This is a genomic window from Methyloversatilis discipulorum (assembly GCF_000527135.1).
Classification (GTDB): Bacteria; Pseudomonadota; Gammaproteobacteria; order Burkholderiales; family Rhodocyclaceae; genus Methyloversatilis; species Methyloversatilis discipulorum.
The window spans coordinates 4,190,193-4,211,771 of record NZ_AZUP01000001.1; the positions used below are offsets into that span (position 1 = coordinate 4,190,193).

General features: G+C 66.5%; 17 protein-coding genes. 14 read left to right on the plus strand and 3 right to left on the minus strand.

Annotated elements, in window-relative coordinates; translation table 11 throughout:
• The first annotated feature begins 67 nt into the window (after positions 1–67).
• Positions 68–2,191, plus strand: a complete 2,124-nt coding sequence (locus METFAM1_RS0119505; protein ID WP_019917250.1) for an ATP-binding protein — start codon at positions 68–70, stop codon at positions 2,189–2,191.
• Positions 2,192–2,195: 4 nt separating this feature from the next.
• Here METFAM1_RS0119505 and METFAM1_RS0119510 read toward each other — a convergent pair whose 3' ends face one another.
• Positions 2,196–2,777, minus strand: a complete 582-nt coding sequence (locus tag METFAM1_RS0119510) for an HNH endonuclease (protein ID WP_020165490.1) — start codon at positions 2,775–2,777, stop codon at positions 2,196–2,198.
• A gap of 160 nt (positions 2,778–2,937) precedes the next feature.
• Here METFAM1_RS0119510 and METFAM1_RS0119515 point away from each other — a divergent pair, with 160 nt between their 5' ends.
• Entirely contained in the window at positions 2,938–3,561 is a 624-nt protein-coding gene (locus METFAM1_RS0119515) for a hypothetical protein (protein ID WP_019917253.1), read from the plus strand.
• Between the two features lie 13 nt (positions 3,562–3,574).
• Here METFAM1_RS0119515 and METFAM1_RS0119520 read toward each other — a convergent pair whose 3' ends face one another.
• Positions 3,575–4,273, minus strand: coding sequence for a Rieske (2Fe-2S) protein (locus METFAM1_RS0119520; RefSeq protein ID WP_019917254.1), 699 nt, complete (start codon positions 4,271–4,273; stop codon positions 3,575–3,577).
• A gap of 92 nt (positions 4,274–4,365) precedes the next feature.
• Here METFAM1_RS0119520 and METFAM1_RS0119525 point away from each other — a divergent pair, with 92 nt between their 5' ends.
• Positions 4,366–6,852, plus strand: coding sequence for a sensor histidine kinase (locus METFAM1_RS0119525; protein ID WP_019917256.1), 2,487 nt, complete (start codon positions 4,366–4,368; stop codon positions 6,850–6,852).
• A gap of 16 nt (positions 6,853–6,868) precedes the next feature.
• Here the strand turns inward: METFAM1_RS0119525 and METFAM1_RS0119530 are convergent, their stop codons facing one another.
• Positions 6,869–7,408, minus strand: a complete 540-nt coding sequence (locus METFAM1_RS0119530; RefSeq protein WP_019917257.1) for an NUDIX hydrolase — start codon at positions 7,406–7,408, stop codon at positions 6,869–6,871.
• A gap of 204 nt (positions 7,409–7,612) precedes the next feature.
• On the opposite strand from METFAM1_RS0119530, the gene METFAM1_RS0119535 reads away from it, so the two are divergent.
• The 11 genes from METFAM1_RS0119535 (at position 7,613) to METFAM1_RS0119585 (ending at position 21,554) form a co-directional block, all read left to right on the plus strand.
• Entirely contained in the window at positions 7,613–9,556 is a 1,944-nt protein-coding gene (locus METFAM1_RS0119535; RefSeq protein ID WP_019917258.1) for a diguanylate cyclase, read from the plus strand.
• A gap of 163 nt (positions 9,557–9,719) precedes the next feature.
• On the plus strand, positions 9,720–11,465 hold the full coding sequence (locus METFAM1_RS0119540) for a putative bifunctional diguanylate cyclase/phosphodiesterase (protein ID WP_232416057.1): 1,746 nt from the start codon (positions 9,720–9,722) through the stop codon (positions 11,463–11,465).
• A 219-nt stretch (positions 11,466–11,684) separates the two neighbouring features.
• Positions 11,685–12,002 carry a flagellar transcriptional regulator FlhD gene (gene flhD, locus METFAM1_RS0119545; RefSeq protein ID WP_019917260.1) on the plus strand — a complete coding sequence of 106 codons (318 nt, stop codon included), beginning with the start codon at positions 11,685–11,687 and terminating at the stop codon, positions 12,000–12,002.
• A gap of 17 nt (positions 12,003–12,019) precedes the next feature.
• Positions 12,020–12,559, plus strand: coding sequence for a flagellar transcriptional regulator FlhC (gene flhC / locus METFAM1_RS0119550; RefSeq protein ID WP_019917261.1), 540 nt, complete (start codon positions 12,020–12,022; stop codon positions 12,557–12,559).
• 205 nt (positions 12,560–12,764) lie between these two features.
• The gene (motA, locus tag METFAM1_RS0119555) at positions 12,765–13,622 is read left to right on the plus strand and encodes a flagellar motor stator protein MotA (protein WP_019917262.1); all 858 of its coding nucleotides are present in this window, start codon (positions 12,765–12,767) and stop codon (positions 13,620–13,622) included.
• 50 nt (positions 13,623–13,672) lie between these two features.
• Complete coding sequence (motB, locus tag METFAM1_RS0119560; RefSeq protein WP_019917263.1) at positions 13,673–14,620, plus strand: flagellar motor protein MotB; 948 nt, start codon at positions 13,673–13,675, stop codon at positions 14,618–14,620.
• Between the two features lie 70 nt (positions 14,621–14,690).
• Positions 14,691–15,860, plus strand: coding sequence for a methyl-accepting chemotaxis protein (locus tag METFAM1_RS21350; protein WP_269745039.1), 1,170 nt, complete (start codon positions 14,691–14,693; stop codon positions 15,858–15,860).
• Between the two features lie 12 nt (positions 15,861–15,872).
• The gene (locus METFAM1_RS0119570; protein ID WP_019917265.1) at positions 15,873–16,238 is read left to right on the plus strand and encodes a response regulator; all 366 of its coding nucleotides are present in this window, start codon (positions 15,873–15,875) and stop codon (positions 16,236–16,238) included.
• A gap of 31 nt (positions 16,239–16,269) precedes the next feature.
• Positions 16,270–18,483: a chemotaxis protein CheW gene (locus tag METFAM1_RS0119575; protein WP_019917267.1), complete on the plus strand. Its 2,214-nt coding sequence runs from the start codon at positions 16,270–16,272 to the stop codon at positions 18,481–18,483.
• A gap of 159 nt (positions 18,484–18,642) precedes the next feature.
• Positions 18,643–19,152, plus strand: coding sequence for a chemotaxis protein CheW (locus METFAM1_RS0119580; protein WP_019917268.1), 510 nt, complete (start codon positions 18,643–18,645; stop codon positions 19,150–19,152).
• Between the two features lie 11 nt (positions 19,153–19,163).
• Positions 19,164–21,554 (plus strand): methyl-accepting chemotaxis protein, encoded by a 2,391-nt coding sequence (locus METFAM1_RS0119585; protein ID WP_019917269.1) that lies wholly within the window; start codon positions 19,164–19,166, stop codon positions 21,552–21,554.
• Positions 21,555–21,579 lie beyond the last annotated feature (25 nt).

The window sequence follows — 21,579 nt, forward strand, 5'->3', positions numbered from 1 at the left end:
GCCGATAAACCAAAGAGGTCAGCGCCGGGCCCCAGGGCCCGGTGTCCAATAACATCGTCCAGTCCGCATGACAGCCCCCGCCGCCCGCGCGATCGACTGTGCCATGCTGTCCGGTCTGCCTTCGCTGCCGCTTCTCGCGGACGTGGCACTCGGACTGCGTGCGCTGCCGGCCGGGCTTCCGTCCCTGAACGCGCTGCTCCGCCACGATCCGGTCTGGGTCTTGCGCCTGCTGCGCGCGTCGGCGCTGATCGCCACGCCGGCCGGCGACGGCGGCGCGGGTCGGCGCATCGACGCGGTGATCGATGCCTGCGGAAACGCGCTGATACAGGTGGCGCTGCTCGATGCGCGCGCGCGCGTCCAGCGCAGCGGTGTCGATCTTGCGGGGCATCGCGCCTTCTGGGCGCACTCCATACTGACTGCCGAAATCGCCCGCGCACTGGCCGCTGCGGGCAGTCGCTGCGATCCCGACGAGAGCTTCATCGCCGGCCTGCTGCTCGACGTTGCGCTGCCGCTGCTGGCGGTGGCGCCCGGCGGCGGCGAGCGGCACGCCCACAGCCCGACCGAACACGAACTGGCCGCGCTCGAAACCGCCTATGGCGGCGAACATCATGGCGAGGTCGGCGCCGCGCTGCTGTCCGCCGAATGGGCGGCCGGACTGGCGGATGCGCTGCGCTTTTCCCATGCCGACGGCGCGCTCTTCATTGATGCGCCGGAACATCTGCGCCTGGCGCGCGCCGCCGAAGAACTGGCGGGGGGCGGTGCCGCCGATACGACGCAGCAACGGGCACTCGCACAGCGCCTGACCGGGCTGTCGGCCGATGCGCTCGACAGCGCATTGCAGGAGGCGCACAGCCGCGCGTTTGAACGCTGCCGGCAGGTCGAGGTGGACGCTGCCGACACGCTGCTTCCCGCGGGGGCGCCCTATCGTCCGACCTTCGCCATCGCGATCGCCGACGCGCAGCCGGACGACAGCGCCGCGCTGACCGGCTTCGCACGCGCCGGACTGTTCAGCCAGGTGTATGCGCGCGGCGACGAGGCGTCGCTGTGGACGTCGCTGAAGCTGGCGTCGGCGTTGCTGCTCGACCTGCCGGCGCCGCAGATACTGCGAGCCGGGCAGGGCGGCGGCGCCTTCATGCCTATCGCGGAGCGGGGCGAAAACGCACCGCACGTCGATCTCGCGCAGCCGGGGCTGGAGGGCGTCTGGCGCCAGCTTTCGTCGGGCGCGGCCTGGCTGTGCAGCGACGCGCGTGAAGCCGCTGCATTGCCGGTCAGCCTGCAGCGCCTGCTGCGGGTGTCGCCCGGGCAGACCGGCCTGATCCAGCCGCTGCGCAGCGAAGCGGGGGTCGAGGCGCTCGCGCTCTACCACTTCCCGGCCAGCCTCACGCCCGCGCTGATGCGCCGAAGCGACGAACTGCACGCGCTGGCCGAGGGCGCCGCTCGCGCCCTTCATCAGCAGCAGCTGCGTCTGCGCGAACTGGGCGAACTGCGACAGGGCATGGTCGAGCAGTACGCCGTACATGCGCGCCAGTTGCGCGGCGACCTGCATACGCCGCTCGGCCTGATGCGGCATCAGATCAAGTCGATGCGCCTGAAGATGGGCGCCGACGCGATGGTCGATTCCGAACTGACGGTGTTCGGCGACCAGATCGATCGCATCGACACCGTGCTGCGTCAGTTCGAGGGCCGTCCGCCCGACGTGTCGGCCGACGCCCAGCGCATCGACCTGAATCAGCTGATGGAACAGACGGTGGCCGAGGTCGAGGAGCGCGTGCTGCGGGCCCGCTCGATTTCGACCGAGCTGCATCTCGACGCGGCGCTGCCACCGCTGCACATGCCGCTCGGCGTGCTGCGCGAGCTGCTGCACGCGCTGCTGGCGATCAGTGCCGAACAGGTCGGCACCTCCGGTCGCATCGCGGTCAGCACGGCAGAGGGCCTCAACCTCAATGGCTCGCTGTTCGTCGAGGTCCGGGTACGCGATTTCGGCCGCGGCATGGACGCCGGGCGGGTGGCGGCGCTGTTCGCGCCGGACGGCAGCGGCGCCAAGCAGGCGACGCCGGCGCATGCGCTGGCGCTGGCACGCTCACTCGGCGGCTCGCTGTCCTGCAAGAGCGCGGTCGGTCAGGGCACCGTATTCCAGCTGCTGTTGCCGCGCACCACCCGTCGTCCGTCGGGGGCCGCCGTTCCGCTGTGAACGGTCAGGCCGCTTTCCAGCGGCTGTTGGCGTTCACGTGCTGGGCGAGGAAATCCATCTGGTCGGCCAGGATGTTGCGGTTGCTGAGAATCAGGTATTCGGCCTTGTTTGGCACGTAGGGCGCGTACATCAGCTGCATGCGCGCCTGTTCCGGTGTGCGGCCGCTCTTGCGCTGGTTGCAGGGCCGGCAGCAGGTCACCACATTCATCCACAGGTCGCGCCCACCCTGCGACACCGGCACGATGTGGTCGCGCGTCAGCTTCTGGTATGAGAACTCGCCGCCGCAGTAGCCGCAGATCGAGCGGTCGCGGTGGAACAGTTCGCGGTTGTTCAGCGGCGGCACGGCCGTCTGCAGCTTGTGCGCGTGGCTGCGTCCCTTGATCGCGATGATGCTGTTGGTGCGGATGAAGGACTGTTCGCCAGTGACGCGATTGATGCCGCCGCGGATTTCGAATTCGTGGCTGCCGGCCACCCAGGCCACCAGATCCTTGGAGTGATAGAACACGGCATGCTGCCAGCTGACCCAGCGGTGCGGAACGCCGTTGGCGTCGAGGGTCAGTATCCACGGGTGCGACGGGCGCCGCACTTCGTAAACTATGCTCCGGGGTGGCTGCTCCAGCATGATCGTCTTACGCGTCCTCGGTCTGAAATCGGTCAGTCGAAGTGAAACGTGTGTCGTCACGCATCCGCCCGGCGACGCGGGAAACGTTGCCGCGCAAGGTGCTCGGACACTTTAGCAAAGGAAGATGAATTTGCAACCGCGTCAATCGCTTGCGACGCATCGTCCGCTGGGCTGCGCACTGGCGCTGTCGGCCCTGCTGCACCTGCTGATTTTCTGGCCGCTGCCGTCGGCGGCACCGCAGCTCAGCCACGGCGCGCTCCGGCTGGCACTGAAGCCTGTCGGCCCGAGCGCCTTGCCGGCGCAGGGCAGCGCCACCGCGGGGCAGGGCGTGGTCGCGGGCGAGCCGCGCCCGGCGCGGGTCCCGGCGACGGGAAGCGCTGTCGCCGTTGCGCCGACGCCGCAGACCGTCGCCGAGCCAGCGCTGCCGGCGCCGGGCGAGGACGCGCTGCGGGCCTTGCGCTATGCGCTGGCGCGGGTGGTCGTCACCGACGGATGGTCGACGGAGGGGCGCGCCGCGTCGATGTCGGTGCAGTTGCACGTACTGGCGCGGCGGGTGGTCGGCGTCGACCTGGCGCGCAGCAGCGGCCGTGACGAGGTCGACGCGGCGGTGCTGGCCGCCTTCAAGGCAGCGGCCGGGCGGGCCGTAATACCGACGTCGCTTCCGGCGCACGGGTTTACCGTCGAACTCGAGCTGGAAGCGGGAGATGCCGCCCCTTCCGATGATGCCGAGCCACCGCTACCCGGTTGAACCCTCGACACCGTCAGCAGCGCACCTGCTGACGGCAGAAGCTGTCCATCGCGACCACCCGCGTGGTCGCGCCGACCGGTTTCATCGCGCGGTCGCCACCGTGATCCAGCGCCAGCCGGAAGCCGAAGCTCTGGAAGAAGCGGTCGAACACGTCGGCGCCCAGCGTGGCGACGGCCACCAGTTCGTCGCGTTCTGCCGCGTATTCGAGCACGATGCCGGCCAGTGGCTGCGGCGCTGGGCCTTCGAGTACGCGTGCGCCGGCGGCCGGATCGAACTGGCTGTGCTCGGAACAGCAGTGGATCACCCGCGCGCGACGGCTGTGTGCAGTCGCTTCGTCACGGTAGGAGATGAAACTGATGTCCCGTGTCGGATGCGTGAGCTTGTGCGAGCATATGGCCGAGTAGGCGACGATGGACTGGGCCCGGCCGACGCCGCCGGGCCAGTCGTACTGTCGCCCGTCGGCGGTACGCAGCTTCGTCGCGCCGTCGACCTTCCTGCCCAGATCCAGCAGGAAACAGGGCGTGGCCGGATACGGCCACTGGAATACATAATTGATACCCGGCTTGAGCGAGGACGCCTTCAGCGGCCGACCTTCGCCGTCGGTCAGCACGCTGCGCGGGTATTCCCGCGCCACGGCGGCGCGCGCGGGCAGGTTCAGTCCGGCCAGTCCGCAGGCGGCGCTGCACGCGGTGATAAAGCTGCGTCTTTCCATCATCACGCTCCACAGGAAACATTCGTGCGGCAGTCGTTGAAAACTAGAAAGTGCCGCCGCGGTAGTCAAGCCGGCCGGAGACAGAATTGAGCATGCCGCCGCAGTCGCTGCCGTCGCCGTCGGAGCCGGCCGATCCGTCGGTCGGGCGCGCCCGCGCGCCCGGCCACGGGTTTGTGGTCAATCTGCTGATCGCCGTCGCCTACTGTCTGCTCGCTGCACTCAGCTTCCGGCTGCGCGATGTTGCGTCGGGTCAGATGCCGATGTGGGCGCCGATGGGGCTCGCCCTGTTTGCGCTGCTGCAGGGCGGCACGCGCTGGCTGCCGGGCGTGGTCGTCGGCGTGTTTGCGTCGGCGGTGCTGGCGCGCCAGGGCGCAGCGATGATCGCGCTGTTCTCCGCCGGCCAGGTCCTTGCGCCGTGGGCCGGTGCAGCGCTGCTGCGGCGCCTGACCGCAAGACCGACCGATCTGCTCGAACGCACCGATGGCGCACTCAAGCTGATGGCCGTGATCTATCTGATGGCGGTGCCCAGTGCCCTGGCGACACTGACCGGCAGCGTGCTGCAGCATGGTCTGCCGCCCGAGCGCTGGCTGGAGATCGGTTCCACCGCCTGGCTCGGTGACGCGCTCGGCGCCATCGTCACCGTGCTGCCGCTGCTGGCCTGGGGCGCGCGCCGGCCGCTGCAACAGCTCAAGCGCCGCCTGCCTGAGCAGATACTGGTCGTCGGTGCGCTGATGGCCCTGCTCAGCGTCACCTTCGCCGGCGTCGCGCTGCTGCCGGACCCGATGCTGCAGCTGTACGTCGCGCTGCCGCTGGTGGTGTGGGTGGCGCTGCGCTTTCCGCCACGCGTCGGCTGGACTGCCTTCCTGATCACTTCGATGATGGCGCTGGCCGGCACCGCCAACGGCACGTCGCCGTTCAGTCCGCACCCGATGCAGGTGCAGCTGCTGGTGCTGCACGGCCTGATCATGCTGACCGCCGCCACCGCGCTGTTCATCGGCGCCGCGATGTCGGAGAAGCAGGCGGCGCGACGCGCGCTGCGCGAACGCGAATCGCATTTCCGCGCGCTGACCCTGCTGTCGGCCGACTGGCACTGGGAACTGGACGCCGAACTGCGCTACCACCGGCTGCCGGACGAACTGACCGACGCGCACTTCGGCGACACCGAACTGGACGGCTGCGCGCCGTGGGAAATTCCCGGCGAAGAGGCGCTGACCCAGCCCTGGGGTCTGCTGCGGCAGACGCTGGAGCGGCACGAGGCTTTTCGCGACTTCCTGTCGCGCCGCCGCGACGGTTCGCGCTGGCGCTACCTCGCCTCGTCCGGCGAACCGGTGTTCGATGCCTCCGGCGCCTTCTCGGGCTATCGCGGCGTGAGCCGCGACATCACGGCCGAAATGCAGGCGCGCGAAGCGCTGCGCGAAGAGGAATTCCGTCTGCGCGCGCTGGTCGATGCGCTGCCCGACCTCATCGTGCTGAAGGACAGGCATTTGCGCTGGCGCCTGGCCAACCGCGCGCTGCTCGACACGCGTTGCCTGAAGAAGACGGCCTGGCTGGGGGCGACCAGCGAGGAACTGGCGGCGCATCTGCCCTCGCTGTCCGAGGTGCTGCTGCACAACCACGCCATCGCGCAGGAGGTCGCCCGCACCTGCAAGCCGCACTTCGAGGAACAGGTCGTCGACCTCGCCGGCAACGACCCGCGTGTGTACGACGTGAGCATCATTCCGCTGGTCGACGACGACGGGAATTTCAATGGTCTGGTGTCGGTGCGCCGCGACGTGACCGCGCAGCGCGAGGCCGCGCGCATACAGGCCGAGCACGTGCAGAGCGTGCAGTCGCAGAACGACGAACTGGAACGACGTGTCGGCGCGCGCACCGCGGCGCTGGAAGCGGCGGTCAAGGAACTGGAGGCCTTCAGCTATTCGGTGTCGCACGACCTGCGCGCACCGCTGCGTGCGCTCGACGGCTTCTCGCGGTTGCTGGTCGAGGACTACGGCGATCTGCTGGACGAGCAGGGGCGCGAATACCTCGCGCGCATCCGTCGCAACAGCCAGCGTATGGGCGAACTGATCGACGACCTGCTCGAACTGTCGCGCGTGTCGCGCGCCGAGGTGCGCCGCACGCTGACCAATCTGTCGGACGTCGCCCGCGATATCGCGCGCGAGCTCGACGCCGAGGCGCCGTCGCGACAGGTGCAGTGGGTGATTCCGGAAGGCCTGTGGGTGGACGCCGATCCCGGCCTCGCCCGCATCGTGCTGGAAAACCTGCTGCGCAACGCGTGGAAGTTCACCCGACTGCAGCCACAGCCGCGCATCGAGATCGGGCAGTCCCGGCTGGGCGAACAGACCGCCTATTTCGTGCGCGACAACGGCGCCGGTTTCGACATGGCCTACGTCGGGCGGCTGTTCGCGCCCTTCCAGCGCCTGCACAACAATCGCGAATACGACGGCAGCGGCATCGGTCTGGCCATCGTGCAACGAATCATCCGGCTGCACGGCGGCCGCGTCGCGGCCGAGGGCGTGCCGGGGCAGGGGGCGACCTTCAGCTTCAGCTTCGGCGCCGCCGCCGAAGCGGTCGAGGCCTGAGCCGGCGCAGGCGCGCTCAGCCCGCGGCTGCGGGCAGCGTGAAGTGATGGACGCCGAAGCTGCCCTGCCGGCGTTCGTCGAAAAAGGTGCGCAAAGTGAGCGACACGCTGCGGAAGGCCAGTTCGTCCCACGGGATGTCCGCCTCGTCGAACAGCTTCACCTCCAGTGATTCGGTGCCCGGCGCGAAATCGAGGTCGAGCAGCCGGGCGCGGAACAACAGGTGGATCTGGTCGATGAAGGGCACGCTCACCATCGTGTAGGGCGCCAGCAGTTCGACCCGCGCGCAGGCCTCTTCGCGCGTCTCGCGCATTGCGCCCTCGGCGGCGCTCTCGCCGTTCTCCATGAAGCCGGCCGGCAGCGTCCAGTAGCCGTGGCGCGGCTCGATCGCGCGCCGGCACAGCATCACCTTGTCTTCCCACACCGGCAGCGTGCCGACCACCATGCGCGGGTTCTGATAGTGAATGCTGCCGCAGGCCGGGCAGACGTGGCGCGGGCGGTTGTCGCCGGCCGGAACGCGCAGTTCGACCTCACTGCCGCAATGGGCGCAGTACTTCATGTGTCGGGTGGCAAAACCGTGTTGCTGAGCAGGCCACGAGTGTAGCGCCGCCCTCGGCCGATGCGCGTGGGGTGGCCGGATTTTTGCTGCTGCCCTCAAGTCGGGAGACTCCCCGGCCGTAAGGAAAGCCAATGCCGATTGATTCGGGGCGGTCACGCGCGCGTCGCCTCGTTGAAACGGTTGCTGCACAGCCCGGATTCACGAATGAATGACCTGATCGATACACGCCGCTTCCAGGAAATTAAGGCCGCGGGCGAGTTGCCGTCGCCCAAGGGCATCGCCTTGTCGATCGCCCGCATGAGCCAGCGCGGCGATGCCTCGCTGGCCGAACTGGCCCGGCTGATCCAGGGCGACCCGGCGCTGGTCGGTCGTCTGGTACGTGCCGCCAACGGCACGCTGCCACAGGGCTCGCGCCCGGTGGTGGCGCTGCGCGATGCGCTGGCGGTGCTCGGCATGGCGGCCGTGCGCAATCTGGCGCTCGGCTTCTCGCTCATTTCGAGCAATGGCGAAGGTCTTTGCCGCAGCTTCCCGTACACGCGCTTCTGGACCGGTTCGGTCATCCGCGCCATCGCGATGCAGAAGATCGTCATGCGACTGCGCAGCGCCGGCGTCGAAGAGAGCTTCAGCGTCGGTCTGCTGTCGGGTGTCGGCGCCCTCGGTCTGGCCAGCGTGTTCCCGGTGCAGTATTCCCGCGTGCTCGACGAAGCGCGCGGCGACCCGGCCTGCCTGCTCGAACAGGAGCGCCAGGCGTTCGCGATGACGCACGTCGAGCTGAGTGCGGCGATGCTGCTCGACTGGGGCATGCCGCGCTTCTTCGTCGCCGCGGTGCTGGGCCACGAGTCGGCGCTGAGCACGCCGGTCGATCCGGGGTCGCGCGAATACGGACTGACGATGGCACTGGGTCTGGCCCGCGCCATCGAAAGCGCCTGCATGGCCGACGAAGCCAGCCGGGCGCAGAGCCTGGACGCCGCGCGCGCGCTGGCGGCGCGCATGGAGTGGGTGCCGGAGCAGGTGTCCGCGCTGTGCGAGGAAGTCGCCCTCGACTGGAAGGACTGGTCGCAGATGCTGCCGGTCGATGCCTATGCCTTGCCCAGTCTGGACGGCCTGGCCGACACGCTGGTGCCGGCGCCGCCACCCGTCCTGGCCGTCGCGCCGGCGCCGGCTGCCCAGCTGGCGGCCAACGACGCGCCGGGCAGCGACGGTTTGCGCGTGCTGGTGGTCGAGGACGACGCGGCCACCCGGCTGACGCTGCAGACCTTGCTGGTGCGCGGCGGCTATCAGGTCGCGGTGGCCGAGGACGGCGTACGCGGCATGGATCTGGCGCTCGAGTTCCAGCCGCACATCATGGTGGTCGACTGGGTGATGCCACAGATGAACGGCCTCGAACTGACGCGCACGCTGCGTCAGACCCGCATGGGCCGCAACATCTACATCATCCTGCTCACCAGTCACGAAGAGGATCAGCGCTTGATCGAGGCCTTCGAGTCGGGTGTCGATGACTACATGGTCAAGCCGTTGCGGCCGCGCGTGCTCGAAGCACGGCTGCGTGCAGGTCAGCGTCTGGTGCGCATGCAGCGCGAACTGGAGAGCGAGCGCGAGGAAATCCGCCGCTACGCGGCCGAACTGGGCGTGAGCAACCGCCGCCTGCAGGAGGTTGCGCTGACCGATGCGCTCACCGGATTCCCGAACCGCCGTTACGCGATGAGCCGCATCGCTCAGGAGTGGGCGATCGCGCAACGCAGCGAGCGGCCGCTGTCCTGCCTGCTGATCGACATCGATCACTTCCGTCAGATCAACGAAACCTACGGTCGCGATGTCGCCGATCAGGTGCTGGAACAGACCGCCCGCGCGATCCGCGAATGCATGCGCGCACAGGACGTGGTGTGCCGCACCGGTGGTGACGAGTTCCTGATCATCTGTCCGGATACCGACCTCGAACAGGCCATGGCATGCGCGCATCGCGTGTGCGCCGGCGTTGCCGCGGCGCCGGTGCAGGCCGGTCGCCTGCGCCTGACCAGCTCGATCAGCATCGGCGTGGCCGAGCGCCTGCCGGCCATGCCGGACGCCGACGCGCTGCTCACCTTCGCCGACCAGGCACTGGTCGCCGCCAAGAATGCCGGGCGCAACAGGGCACATGCGGCGGGCTAGATTCAAACGGCGGAATAGGCGGTGATCAGGTCCTAATCCCCCCTCAACCGAAAGGGTAAAGAGAGACTTTTGCCCGCATCCGGCAAAAGTCGTCGCTCAAGTTTCGGCAGATCCTGCCGTCCATTGATCCCGTTGATCGTGCTCACGACCCGGAATGAAGTGGATGGACCGTCACTCTGACAAGATGGGAGGGTTCAGAACCATCAAGGTATTGATGGTCGAGGACAATGAAGACGACGTCTTCCTGCTGAACGCTCAACTGAGCGCGCGCGGGCTCGACACGTATTCCGAGCGCGTGGACAGCGCCGGCGATCTCGCCCGCGCGCTGGAAGAGCGCGAGTGGGATCTGGTCATTTCCGACCACGCCATGCCTGGCTTCGATTCGGCGTCCGCGCTCGAAGTCGTGCGCCGCAGCGGGCGCGACATTCCCTTCATCATCTACTCCGGCAAGATTTCCGACCACATGGCCTTCTCGGCCATGCGCAACGGCGTCGCCGACTACGTCCAGAAGGGCAATATCGCCCGCCTGGTGCCGGTGATCGAACGCGAACTGCGCGGCGTCGAGACGCGGCGCGCGGTGCAGACGGCGGACGCGCGCATCCATGCGCTGGCCTTCTTCGACACGCTGTCGGCACTGCCCAACCAGACCCTGCTGCGCGCGCAGATCGACGACTGGCTCGACACCGCCCGCCGCAGCGTCGAAGCCAGCCACGCCACGCTGATGGTGGTCGATATCGACCGCTTCCTGCGCATCAACACCAGCTTCGGTTACGAGGCGGGCAACGCGGTGCTGCGCGAAGCGGTGCGCCGGCTGATCGAGCGCGCCGGCGACGGCGCGATGATCGCCCGCCTCAGCGGCGACCGCTTCTGCGTGTTCGCGCCGGCCTGCACCACGCGTGCGCTGGCATCAGCACTTGCACAGCGGCTGATGGACGCCTTTTCCACCCCGATCATCAAGGACGGTCTGGAGCTCTTCCTCACCGCTTCGGTCGGCGTGGCGATGACGCCGGACGACGGCGACGACGCGCAGTCCCTGATCATGAATGCCGAAGCGGCGATGGCCAGCGCGAAGCGCTCCGGCGGCAACGGCATGAGTTTCTACGCGCGCGAAATGAGCGCCAGCTCGGCCGAAAAGCTGGTGCTGGAGACGCACCTGCGGCACGCGGTGCAGCGCGGCGAACTGTTCCTGAACTACCAGCCCATCCTGAATGGCCTGACCGGCCGCCCGTCCGGCGTCGAGGCGCTGCTGCGCTGGAAGCATCCGCAGCGCGGCGTCGTGTCGCCGGACCGCTTCATTCCGCTGGCCGACGAATCCGGACTCATCGTCGAGATCGGCGCCTGGGTCATGCGCGAAGCCTGCAGTCAGGGCAGGCTGTGGCACGAGCAGGGCATGACCGACCTGTCGATGTCGGTCAATGTGTCGGCCGTGCAGTTCGCCCAGCCGCGACTGCTGGAAACTGTGCGCACGACGCTGGAGGACACCGGTTTTCCGCCGGACAAGCTGGTGCTGGAAATCACCGAATCGGTGCTGATGAAGGACGCCGAAACGACGATAGGCATGCTGAAGGCGCTGAAGAACATGGGTGTGCGCATCTCGATGGACGACTTCGGCACCGGTTACTCGTCGCTGTCCTACCTGAAGCGCTTCCCGATCGACATCGTCAAGATCGACAAGTCCTTTGTCCGCGACATCAACGAGGATGAAGACGACGCCGCCATCATCCGCGTCATCATCGCGCTGGCCCGCAGCTTGCGCCTGACCACGGTGGCCGAAGGCGTGGAAACACCGGAACAGCTGGGCTTCCTGATGCGCGAGCAGTGCGACCGCTTCCAGGGCTATTTCTTCTCGCGACCGGTGGACGCCGACGTGCTCTGCGCCCGCATCCTGGACGGCTCACTTTTGATTTAAGTTTTGCCCGGCGCTGCCGTTACCTGCCTTGTCCGCCCGATTTTCAGGGTGGTCCCTCCCCGTACACGCCCGAAATGTAAGAATTTTTCTTACAGGATTCCGTGCGTCCCTTCGTACAGCAAGTTTCGCCAGCCCCTGATTGGGCATCGGCGCCCCTCTCGGCAGAATGCATCCCACACACAGGCGCACTCTGCACCTGCTCCAAGGAGGGATCGAGGCATGAAGACGACCGGCTTGCTCAACGAGATTCGCGAACTGAATCTTGCCTATCTGATGCTCGCTCAGCAGATGATCCGCGAGGACCGTGATGCAGCGATGTTCCGCCTCGGTGTCAGCGAGGAAGTCGCCGGCATGATCGAGTCGCTCTCCCCGGCACAGGTCCTGAAGATGGCCAGCGCCAACATGATGCTGTGCCGCCTGCGCTTCGACGACCGCGTCCTGCTCGGCCTGTTGTCCAGCCACGGTCGTGACGCATCGACCTCCCACCTGCACGCGACCATCCTGGCCTGCGCGCAGCCGGTCGAAGCCGTGTCCTGAGCCAGGGAGTCAAGGTCATGAAAAACAAGAGCATCGTTTCCGAAGGTCGCGAAATCGCGCTGGCGGTAAACCTGATCCAGCTGGGCGCCCGCCTGCAGCTGCTGGAAGCCGAAACCCATCTGTCGCGTGAGCGCCTGCTCAAGCTGTACAAGGAAGTGAAGGGCGTGTCGCCGCCGAAGGGCATGCTGCCTTTCTCGACCGACTGGTTCATGACCTGGCAGCCGAACATTCACGCTTCGCTGTTCATGTCCTTCTTCAGTTTCTTCAAGCAGAACACCGGTCTCAACCAGCTCGACTGCATCGTCAAGGCGTTCAAGCTCTACCAGGAACACGTGCAGACGCACGACATGGAAGAAGTGCTGAGTCTCACCCGCGCCTGGACGCTGGTGCGCTTCTTCGACGCCAAGCTGCTGCAGCACACGAAGTGCACCTGCTGCGGCGGCCACTTCGTGGCGCACGCCTACGACCCGAAGGCCAGCTATGTCTGCGGCCTGTGCAACATTCCCGCACGCGCCGGCAAGACGCGCCGTGCCCGCGAGGCGCTGATCGCCGCCTGATCCGTTTTCTCTCTCCTGTCTGACCTCCTCCTTGCGCGAGCAAGGAGCTCGCCGCTGCGGGGCAACCCGCAGCGGCATTTTTTTGTGCGTCGGGTGCTGTCCACCTGCGCAGCAGACTTGGTCAAGTTTCCTGAGGTGGTGCCGTTAGACCAACAGGCACGCAGTGATTGATGCCCCGAACATCCGTCATACACAGGGAAATTCCATGTTTCTGATCATCGGCTACGTGATCATCCTTGCCGCTTCGGTCGGCACCTACGCACTGCACGGCAGTCTGGCCGCGCTGTGGGTGCCCGCCGAATACGTCGCCATCTTCGGTCTGATGATCGGTGGCTTCGTGGCCGGCAACGGCATGGCTGCGATCAAGGCGACGGTGGCCGCGCTGCCGTCGGTATTCAAGGGCTCGTCCTACAACAAGGCCTTCTACGTGGACGTGCTGGCCATGCTCTACGAAATCCTGGCCAAGGTGCGCAAGGAAGGGCTGATGTCGATCGAAGCCGACGTCGAGAATCCCGAATCCAGCCCGATTTTCTCCAAATACCCCAACTTCCTGGCCGACCACCACGCGGTGGACTTCCTGACCGACTACCTGCGCATGATGGTGGGCGGCAACCTGAACGCCTTCGAGATCGCCGACCTGATGGACGCCGAAATCGAAACCCATCACTCGGAACAGCATGTCGCCGTGCATTGCGTGTCGAAGATGGCCGACGGCGTGCCGGCCTTCGGTATCGTCGTTGCAGTGATGGGGGTGGTGAACGTGATGGGCTCGGTCGGCCAGCCGCCGGCCGTGCTGGGCAAGATGATCGGCGGCGCGCTGGTCGGCACCTTCCTCGGCATCCTGCTCTCCTACGGTTTCGTCGCGCCGATCGCCTCCCAGCTCGAACAGAAGATGGAAGAGGGCGGCAAGATCTACGAATGCATGAAGGTCGTGCTGCTGGCCAGCATGAATGGCTACGCGCCGCAGGTGGCAATCGAGTTCGGCCGCAAGGTGCTGTACTCGCCGGACCGCCCCAGCTTCAAGGAGCTGGAAGACGAAGTGAAGAGCCGTAAGGGCAAGTGAGCGGGCGCAACGCTCATCTCCTGACCTCCTCATACACCATCGGTTGAACCATGTCCGACGATACCCAGCAGCCAATCATCGTCAAGAAGATCAAGAAGGGCGGCGGCGGTGCGCACGGTGGCGCCTGGAAGATCGCCTACGCCGACTTCGTGACCGCGATGATGGCCTTCTTCCTGCTGATGTGGCTGCTCGGTTCGACCGCGCAGGGCGACCTGGAGGGCATTGCCGAGTACTTCGAGAATCCGCTGAAGGTGGCGCAGCAGGGCGGCTCCGGATCGGGCGACAGTTCGAGCGTCATCCAGGGCGGCGGGCGCGATCTGACGCGACAGGCCGGTCAGGTGAAGTACGGTGCGGTCGAGACCAAGCAGCGCTCCATCAACCTCAGCGCCAGCAGCGAGGACCAGAAGGCGGAAGAGATGAAGCGCGAGCAGCAGCGCCAGGAGCGCGTCAAGCTGATCGAGCTGAAGAGCCAGATCGAGGCGCGCATCGAAGCGAATCCCGACCTGCGGCCCTTCCGTAACCAGCTGATGCTGGACGTGACGTCGGAAGGCCTGCGCATCCAGATCGTCGACGAGCAGAACCGGCCGATGTTCGCCTCGGCCAGCGACCGCTTGCAGCCCTACACCCAGGTCATCCTGCGCGAGATCGGCCTCATCCTGAATCAGGTGGACAACCGCATCTTCCTGTCCGGGCATACCGACGCCAAGCCCTTTGCCGGCGGTGTCGGCGGATTCTCGAACTGGGAGCTGTCGTCCAATCGCGCCAATGCGTCGCGGCGCGAACTGATCGCTGGCGGCATGGACCCGGACAAGGTGCTGCGGGTGGTCGGCATGAGCTCCATCATTCCGTTCGACAAGGATGACCCGTTCAACCCGATCAACCGTCGCATCAGCATCATCGTGCTGAACCGCGATACCGAACAGGCGATGCTGTCGGACGGACGTTCGGTCAACGTCGAGGACGTGGCCGGTGCAGCCGGCGCGGTCACGCCACCTTGATCAAGTTCCGCGCGGCGCTGCCGTAAAGCTCGAAGTCAGTCCGTATCGTTGCCACTCGATGCCCGATGCCATGAAAATAAAACCGATCGCCCTTCTTGCCGCCTGGACTGGATCCGCATTGTGTGCCGGCACCGCCGCCCTGCTGGCGCCGCAGTCCATGCTGCCCGTGCTGGCTGCCGTTGCCGCTGCCGCGCTGCTGTGGACGCTGACGGTGCTGCTGTCCGGTCGTACGGCAGTGGAGACGCCGGACGAGGCGCACAGCGTCAGGGCCGAGCCCGATGCTGCGCATCAGCGTGTGGTGGGCGGTTCCGACTCGGTTCATGACCAGTGCATCCGGATAAACGAGGAACTGACACGCGTGCAGCAGCTGCTGCACGAAGCGATCGGCGGCCTCACCCAGAGCTTCCACAACATGCACGGCGAAACCACGAGCCAGCGCGAGACTGCAATGGCGCTGACCGGCGGTGACGGCAGCGAACAGTTCGACTTCGCGAGCTTCGTCGACGAAACCTCCGGCACCATGCAGCGCGTCGTCGATAGCGTGGTCCACAACAGCAAGCTGGGCATGGAGCTGGTCGAGCTGACCGAGGGCATCGCCCGCGAAACCGAGGGCGTGCGCGCCCTGCTCGGCGAGATCGGCGGCATTTCCAAGCAGACCAATCTGCTCGCACTGAATGCGGCGATCGAGGCGGCGCGCGCTGGCGAGGCCGGCCGCGGCTTTGCGGTGGTGGCCGACGAGGTGCGCGACCTGTCGGCGCGCACCAGCGACTTCAGCCAGCAGATCGTCACCCTGGTCGACCGCGTGCAGGCCAACGTGAAGATGACCGAGTCGGCGCTGGCTCATATGGCTGCCCAGGACATGACCTTCGCGCTGGAGTCGAAGACGCGGGTCGAAACCGTCGTGCGCGGCCTCGAAATGCTGCACCAGCGCCGCCAGCGGTCCATCGTCGATCTGGGCGCCTCGGTCGAACGTGTCGATCAGGCAGTGGCGCACGCCGTGACCTCGTTGCAGTTCCAGGACATGACCGCGCAGCTGATCGGCCACGTGCAGAAGCGCATCGATGCCATCGACGGCGTGTGCGCCAGCGTGCGCGAACTGTCGCGTGCGGCGGCGCTGGGCCACGCATCACCCGAACTTGCACAGCGTGTCGATGACGCACTGGCGCATCTGGCGGTTGTAGACAGCACGAATCCGGTGGCCCAGAAGGCCTACCAAGAAGGCGAAATAGAACTGTTCTGAAGGAGAAGTACCATGGCAAAGACCGTGCTTGCGATCGACGATTCCGCGTCGATCCGTCAGATGGTGGCATTCACGCTGAAGAGCTCGGGATACGAGGTGATCGAGGCTGTCGACGGTCAGGACGGTCTGGACAAGGCCAAGGCCAAGTCGGTCAACCTTGTGCTGACCGACCAGAACATGCCACGCATGGACGGCCTGACGCTGATCCGCAACCTGCGCAGCATGGCGCAGTACAAGGCCACGCCCATCCTGATGCTGACCACCGAATCGTCCGACGCGATGAAGGCGCAGGGGCGTGCCGCCGGTGCGACCGGCTGGCTGGTCAAGCCCTTCGACCCGCAGAAGCTGGTCGAGGTGGTGAAGAAGGTCATCGGCTGATCCACCCTTACCTGGCGCGGGGAGACAGTCCATGACGGTGGACATGAGCCAGTTCTACCAGGTGTTCTTCGAGGAAGCGGCGGAACATCTGGCGAACATGGAGCAGATGCTGCTCGACATCGATCTGCAGAGCATCGATGACGAGGAAATGAACGCGATCTTCCGCGCCGCCCATTCGATCAAGGGCAGTGCGGGCACTTTCGGCTTCCACGACCTTGCCCAGGTCACGCACGAACTCGAAACCCTGCTCGACCGCGTGCGCAAGCACGAGGTCGTCATGACCGCGGCCATGGTCGACGCCTCGCTCGAAGCGGGCGATTTGCTGCGCGACCTGGTGGCGGCACATCGTGGCGAGGGCGCGGCCGACATGGCGCGCGTTGACGAGGTGTGCGCGTCGATCAAGCGCCTGTATACCGATCCGGTATCGGTCGCCGACGAAGACCCGCAGCCGCTGTCGGTGACGGCGCTGCCGTCCAGTTTCCGTTTCAGTTTCATGCTGCCGCAGAGCTGCGCCGATGCGGCTGGCGTGATGGAGAACATGAGTGCCGAGCTCGAAGCGCTCGGCAGTCGCGTCGTGGACGTGTCGATCGATGCCGCCGGTCGTTGGCAGTGTCTGTTGGATGGCCGTGTCGACGCCGCCGCAGTGCGCGACATCGTCGAGTTCATCGCCAGCCCCGGCAGCTACGCCGAGGGCGAACCGGCATCCGCACAGGCTGCCGCTGTCGATGACGCGTGGGGGCTGTTCGTTGCGACGCCGGCCACGACAGGCGACGCCGATGACGGCAGTTACGGCTTCTTCGATCCGCCGGCACCTGTTGCCGAGGACGCACAGGACGACAGCTTCGGCTTCTTCGACGCCGCACCCGGTGTGCCGACCACGGCAGCGCCTGCAACGGTTGCGGCGGACGACAGTTTCGGACTGTTCGAACCGCTGCCGGCCGAGTCCGCGGCGGTGCTGCCGATGCCGGCGCATCCGGTGGCAAAGCCGGGCGCACCGGCTGCCGACAGTGCGTCCGAGCCAGCAAAGCCTGCAGCGGCGACGCGGACCTCCAAGGCTACGGGCGGCGACACCTCCATCCGCGTCGGCGTCGACAAGGTGGACCAGATCATCAATCTGGTCGGCGAACTGGTGATCACGCAGGCCATGCTCGCGTCGGCTGCATCGAAGCTCGATCCGGTCGAGTTCGAACGGCTGATGAATGGCGTGCAGCAACTCGAACGCAATACGCGCGACCTGCAGGAATCGGTCATGTCCATCCGCATGATGCCGATGTCCACCGTGTTCTCGCGCTTTCCGCGCGTGGTGCGCGACCTGTCGCAGAAACTGGGCAAGCAGGTGCGTCTGGTGCTCGCCGGCGAATCGACCGAACTGGACAAAGGCCTGATCGAGCGCATCGCCGATCCGCTCACCCATCTGGTGCGCAACAGCCTGGATCACGGCATCGAAACGCCGGACGTGCGCGCCGCGCGCGGCAAGCCGCGCGAGGGCACGATCACGCTGAAGGCTTCGCACCAGAGCGGCAACATCGTCATCGAGGTCGGTGACGACGGTGCCGGTCTGAACCGCGAGCGCATCCTGTCGAAGGCACGCGAGCGCGGCCTGCCGGTCAGCGACAACATGAGCGACCAGGAGGTGTGGGGACTCATCTTCGAAGCCGGCTTCTCGACCGCCGACCAGGTGACCGAGGTGTCCGGCCGCGGCGTCGGCATGGACGTCGTGAAGAAGAACATCACCGCGATGGGCGGCCGCGTGGACATCGAATCGATGACCGGCATCGGCACCCGCATGACGGTGCGCCTGCCGTTGACGCTGGCCATCCTCGACGGCATGTCGGTCGCGGTCGGCGCTGACACCTATATCGTGCCGCTGAACTACGTGGTCGAATCGCTGCAGCCGACCGCGGCGATGATCAAGAGCGTCGGCGGCGAGCCGCGGCTGGTGCAGGTGCGCAACGAGTACCTGAACATCCTGACGCTGCGGGATGCGCTCGGCCTTGCCGGCGGCACCACCGATCTCGAACGCGGCATCCTCGTCGTGCTCGAAGCCGATGGTGACAAGATCGCGCTGTTCGTTGACGAACTGGTCGGTCAGCACCAAGTGGTGATCAAGAGTCTGGAGGCCAACTACCGCAAGGTGGTCGGCATCTCCGGCGCCACCATCATGGGCGACGGCCACGTCGGGCTCATTCTCGACGTGCCGTCGCTGGTCGAATCGGCGCGCGGACGCCTCGCCGTCGCCGCCTGATCCGCAACGTCCTCAATGACCCCGCCGGCCGCTGGTCGGGCGGGGCCGTCGCCGTCCGTCTCGCGCCGTGTGCACACGCAAAATTAGGTGCTTCCCAGTCTCAAGGCGCCCGCCTTGCATGCCGTTACAACTTCCGTAATCGCAGCGAGGGAGCTCACGATGATGCAGGCGGCGCAGGCAGTGTCGCACCGGCCGGACGACGGCGCGGATGGAAGTTACGCCCAGGAGTACCTCACCTTCACGCTGGGTGAGGAAGAGTACGCAATCGATATCCTCAAGGTGCAGGAGATCCGCGGCTACGACGCGGTCACCAGCATCGCGCACGCACCGCCCTTCATCAAGGGCGTGATCAATCTGCGCGGCACCATCGTTCCCATCGTCGACCTGCGCATCAAGTTCGGTGTCGGCGTCGTCGAATACACCCCGTTCACCGTCACCATCATCCTCAACGTCGGCGGGCGCGTCGTCGGCATGGTGGTCGATTCGGTGTCCGACGTGCTGGCGCTCGAGTCCTCGAAGATCCTGCCGGCGCCGGAATTCTCATCCAGCCTCGACACCCGCTACATCCACGGCCTTGGCTCCATCGACGAACGGATGCTCATCGTCGTCGATATCGAAAAGCTCATGCTGTCGGCCGACATGGCGTTGGTCGACGATCAGGTTCACTGAAGGTGGCACACATGGATTCCCACTCCGCATCCCCCGCCGCCGCGCGCGGCCTGACCGTCCAGCAGCGCCTGATGGTCATCGTTGCCGCCAGCCTGGCCGGCATTCTGCTGCTGGCCGCGGTACTGCTGGCCGGCATGCGCAGCACCATGATCGAGGACCGCAAGAACGCCGCGCGCTTTGCGGTCGAGTCGGCCTGGGGCGTCGTCGATGCCTTCCACAAGCGCGCGCAGTCGGGCGAACTGACGGACGACGAAGCGCGCAAGCAGGCGATGAGCACGCTGCGCACGATGCGCTACAACGGCGAGGACTATTTCTGGATCAATGACTTCGGTCCGCGCATGGTCATGCACCCGACCAAGCCCGAGCTCGATGGCAAGGATCTGAGCGGTTCGAAGGACCCGAACGGCAAGGCGCTGTTCGTCGAATTCGTCGCCGTGGCCAAGGCGAGTGGCGCCGGCTTCGTCGATTACCAGTGGCCGCGACCGGGCGCCGACAAGCCGGTGGACAAGGTGTCCTATGTTCGCCAGTTCGAGCCCTGGGGCTGGATCGTCGGTTCCGGCATCTATGTCGATGAGGTGAATGCGCTGGTGCTGAAAGAGGCGCTCCGCGTGGCGCTGATCGCGCTGCTGATCGCTGCGGTGATCGGTGTCATCGGCGTGCGGCTCGGTCGCAGTATCGCCGGCCGCCTGCGTATCGCCGGCAACCATGCCAGCGAGATCGCCTCCGGTGTGCTCGACCGTCGCATCGATGCCGGCACGCAGGATGAAGTGGGCCAGCTGATGTCGGCGCTGGAGCGCATGCGTACCGATCTGCAGGCACGTGTGGAGCGCGAACGGGTTGTTGCCGAGGAGAATCTGCGCGCGCGCACCGCGCTCGATTTCGTCACCACCAACGTCCGCATCGCCGACAACGACGGCAAGGTGCTCTACGCCAACCGCGCGATGCACGCAACGGTGACACGCATCGCCGACGAGCTGCGTCGTCATATTCCGGGCTTCTCGCTCGACAAGTTCATCGGCTGCAACATCACGGCCATCTGTACGAACCCGGAGTTCGTGCGCAAATCGAGAACGACGGCGGGCGGCGGCTACGAGGCCGAACTGGTGATCGGTCGTCACGTGTTCGATCTCGTGTCGACACCGATTGTCGGCGAGTCCGGCGAGCGCATCGGCACCGTGGGTGAATGGATAGACCGCACGGAAGAAGTCGCCATCGAGCAGCAGGTGACCGACGTGGTCGTGGCCGCCGGGCAGGGCGATTTCACGCAGCGACTGTCGGTGGACGACAAGCAGGGTTTCTTCCGCCAGCTGGCCGAGGGGCTTAACGGCCTGGTCGAACAGGTATCGGTCAGCCTGTCAGACGTCGCGACGGTACTGAGCGGCGTGTCGGGCGGCGATCTGACGCGGCGCATCGATCGCAACTACAGCGGCCTGTTTGGTCAGCTGAAGGACGACACGAACACGACGGTCGACAAGCTGCGCGAGGTGGTGGGCCGGATCAAGGAATCGACCGAGTCGATCAACACGGCGGCGCGGGAGATTGCGGCCGGCAATGCGGACCTGAGTTCGCGCACCGAAGAGCAGGCGAGCTCGCTGGAAGAGACGGCCAGTTCGATGGAAGAGCTCAATGCGACGGTGAAGCAGAACGCGGAAAGCGCGCAGAAGGCGAACCAGCTGGGTCACCAGAGCAACGAAGCGGTGATGCGCGGTGCGGAGACGGTGAAGCGGGTGGTGCTGACGATGTCGGACATTCAGGACTCGAGCCGGAAGATCGCGGACATCATCGGGGTGATCGACTCGATCGCGTTCCAGACCAACATCCTTGCGCTGAACGCGGCAGTGGAAGCGGCGCGCGCGGGCGAGCAGGGCCGGGGCTTCGCGGTGGTGGCGAGCGAGGTACGCAATCTTGCGCAGCGCAGCGCGCAGGCGGCGAAGGAAATCAAGGGCCTGATCGCCGATTCGGTGGAGCGTGTCGACGGTGGCGCCAAGCTGGTGGCGGAGGCGGGCGCGACGATGGAACAGGTGGTCGACAGCTTCCGTCAGGTGACGGGTCTGGTGACGGACATTGCGTCGGCGAGCCAGGAACAGTCGTCAGGGATCGCGCAGGTGACGCAGGCGGTCAGCCAGATGGACGGTGTGACGCAGCAGAACGCGGCGCTGGTGGAACAGGCGGCGGCGGCAGCGGAGAGCCTGGAAGAGCAGGCGCGGTCGCTGATGCGCGCGGTGGGCCAGTTCAAGCTGGACGAGGGCGGTCGTGTGGCGTCATCGTTCGATGCAGTGCGCGAGGCGGCGAACAGCGAACCGGTGCTGCCGCGTTCGCGCGGTGGGGCGCTGGGCAAGGTCAAGCGCATCGCGCCAACGGCGCAACCCGCCTTCGCCGAAGAGGAATGGGAAGAGTTCTGAGCGCGCGGCGACGCCACGCGAAACA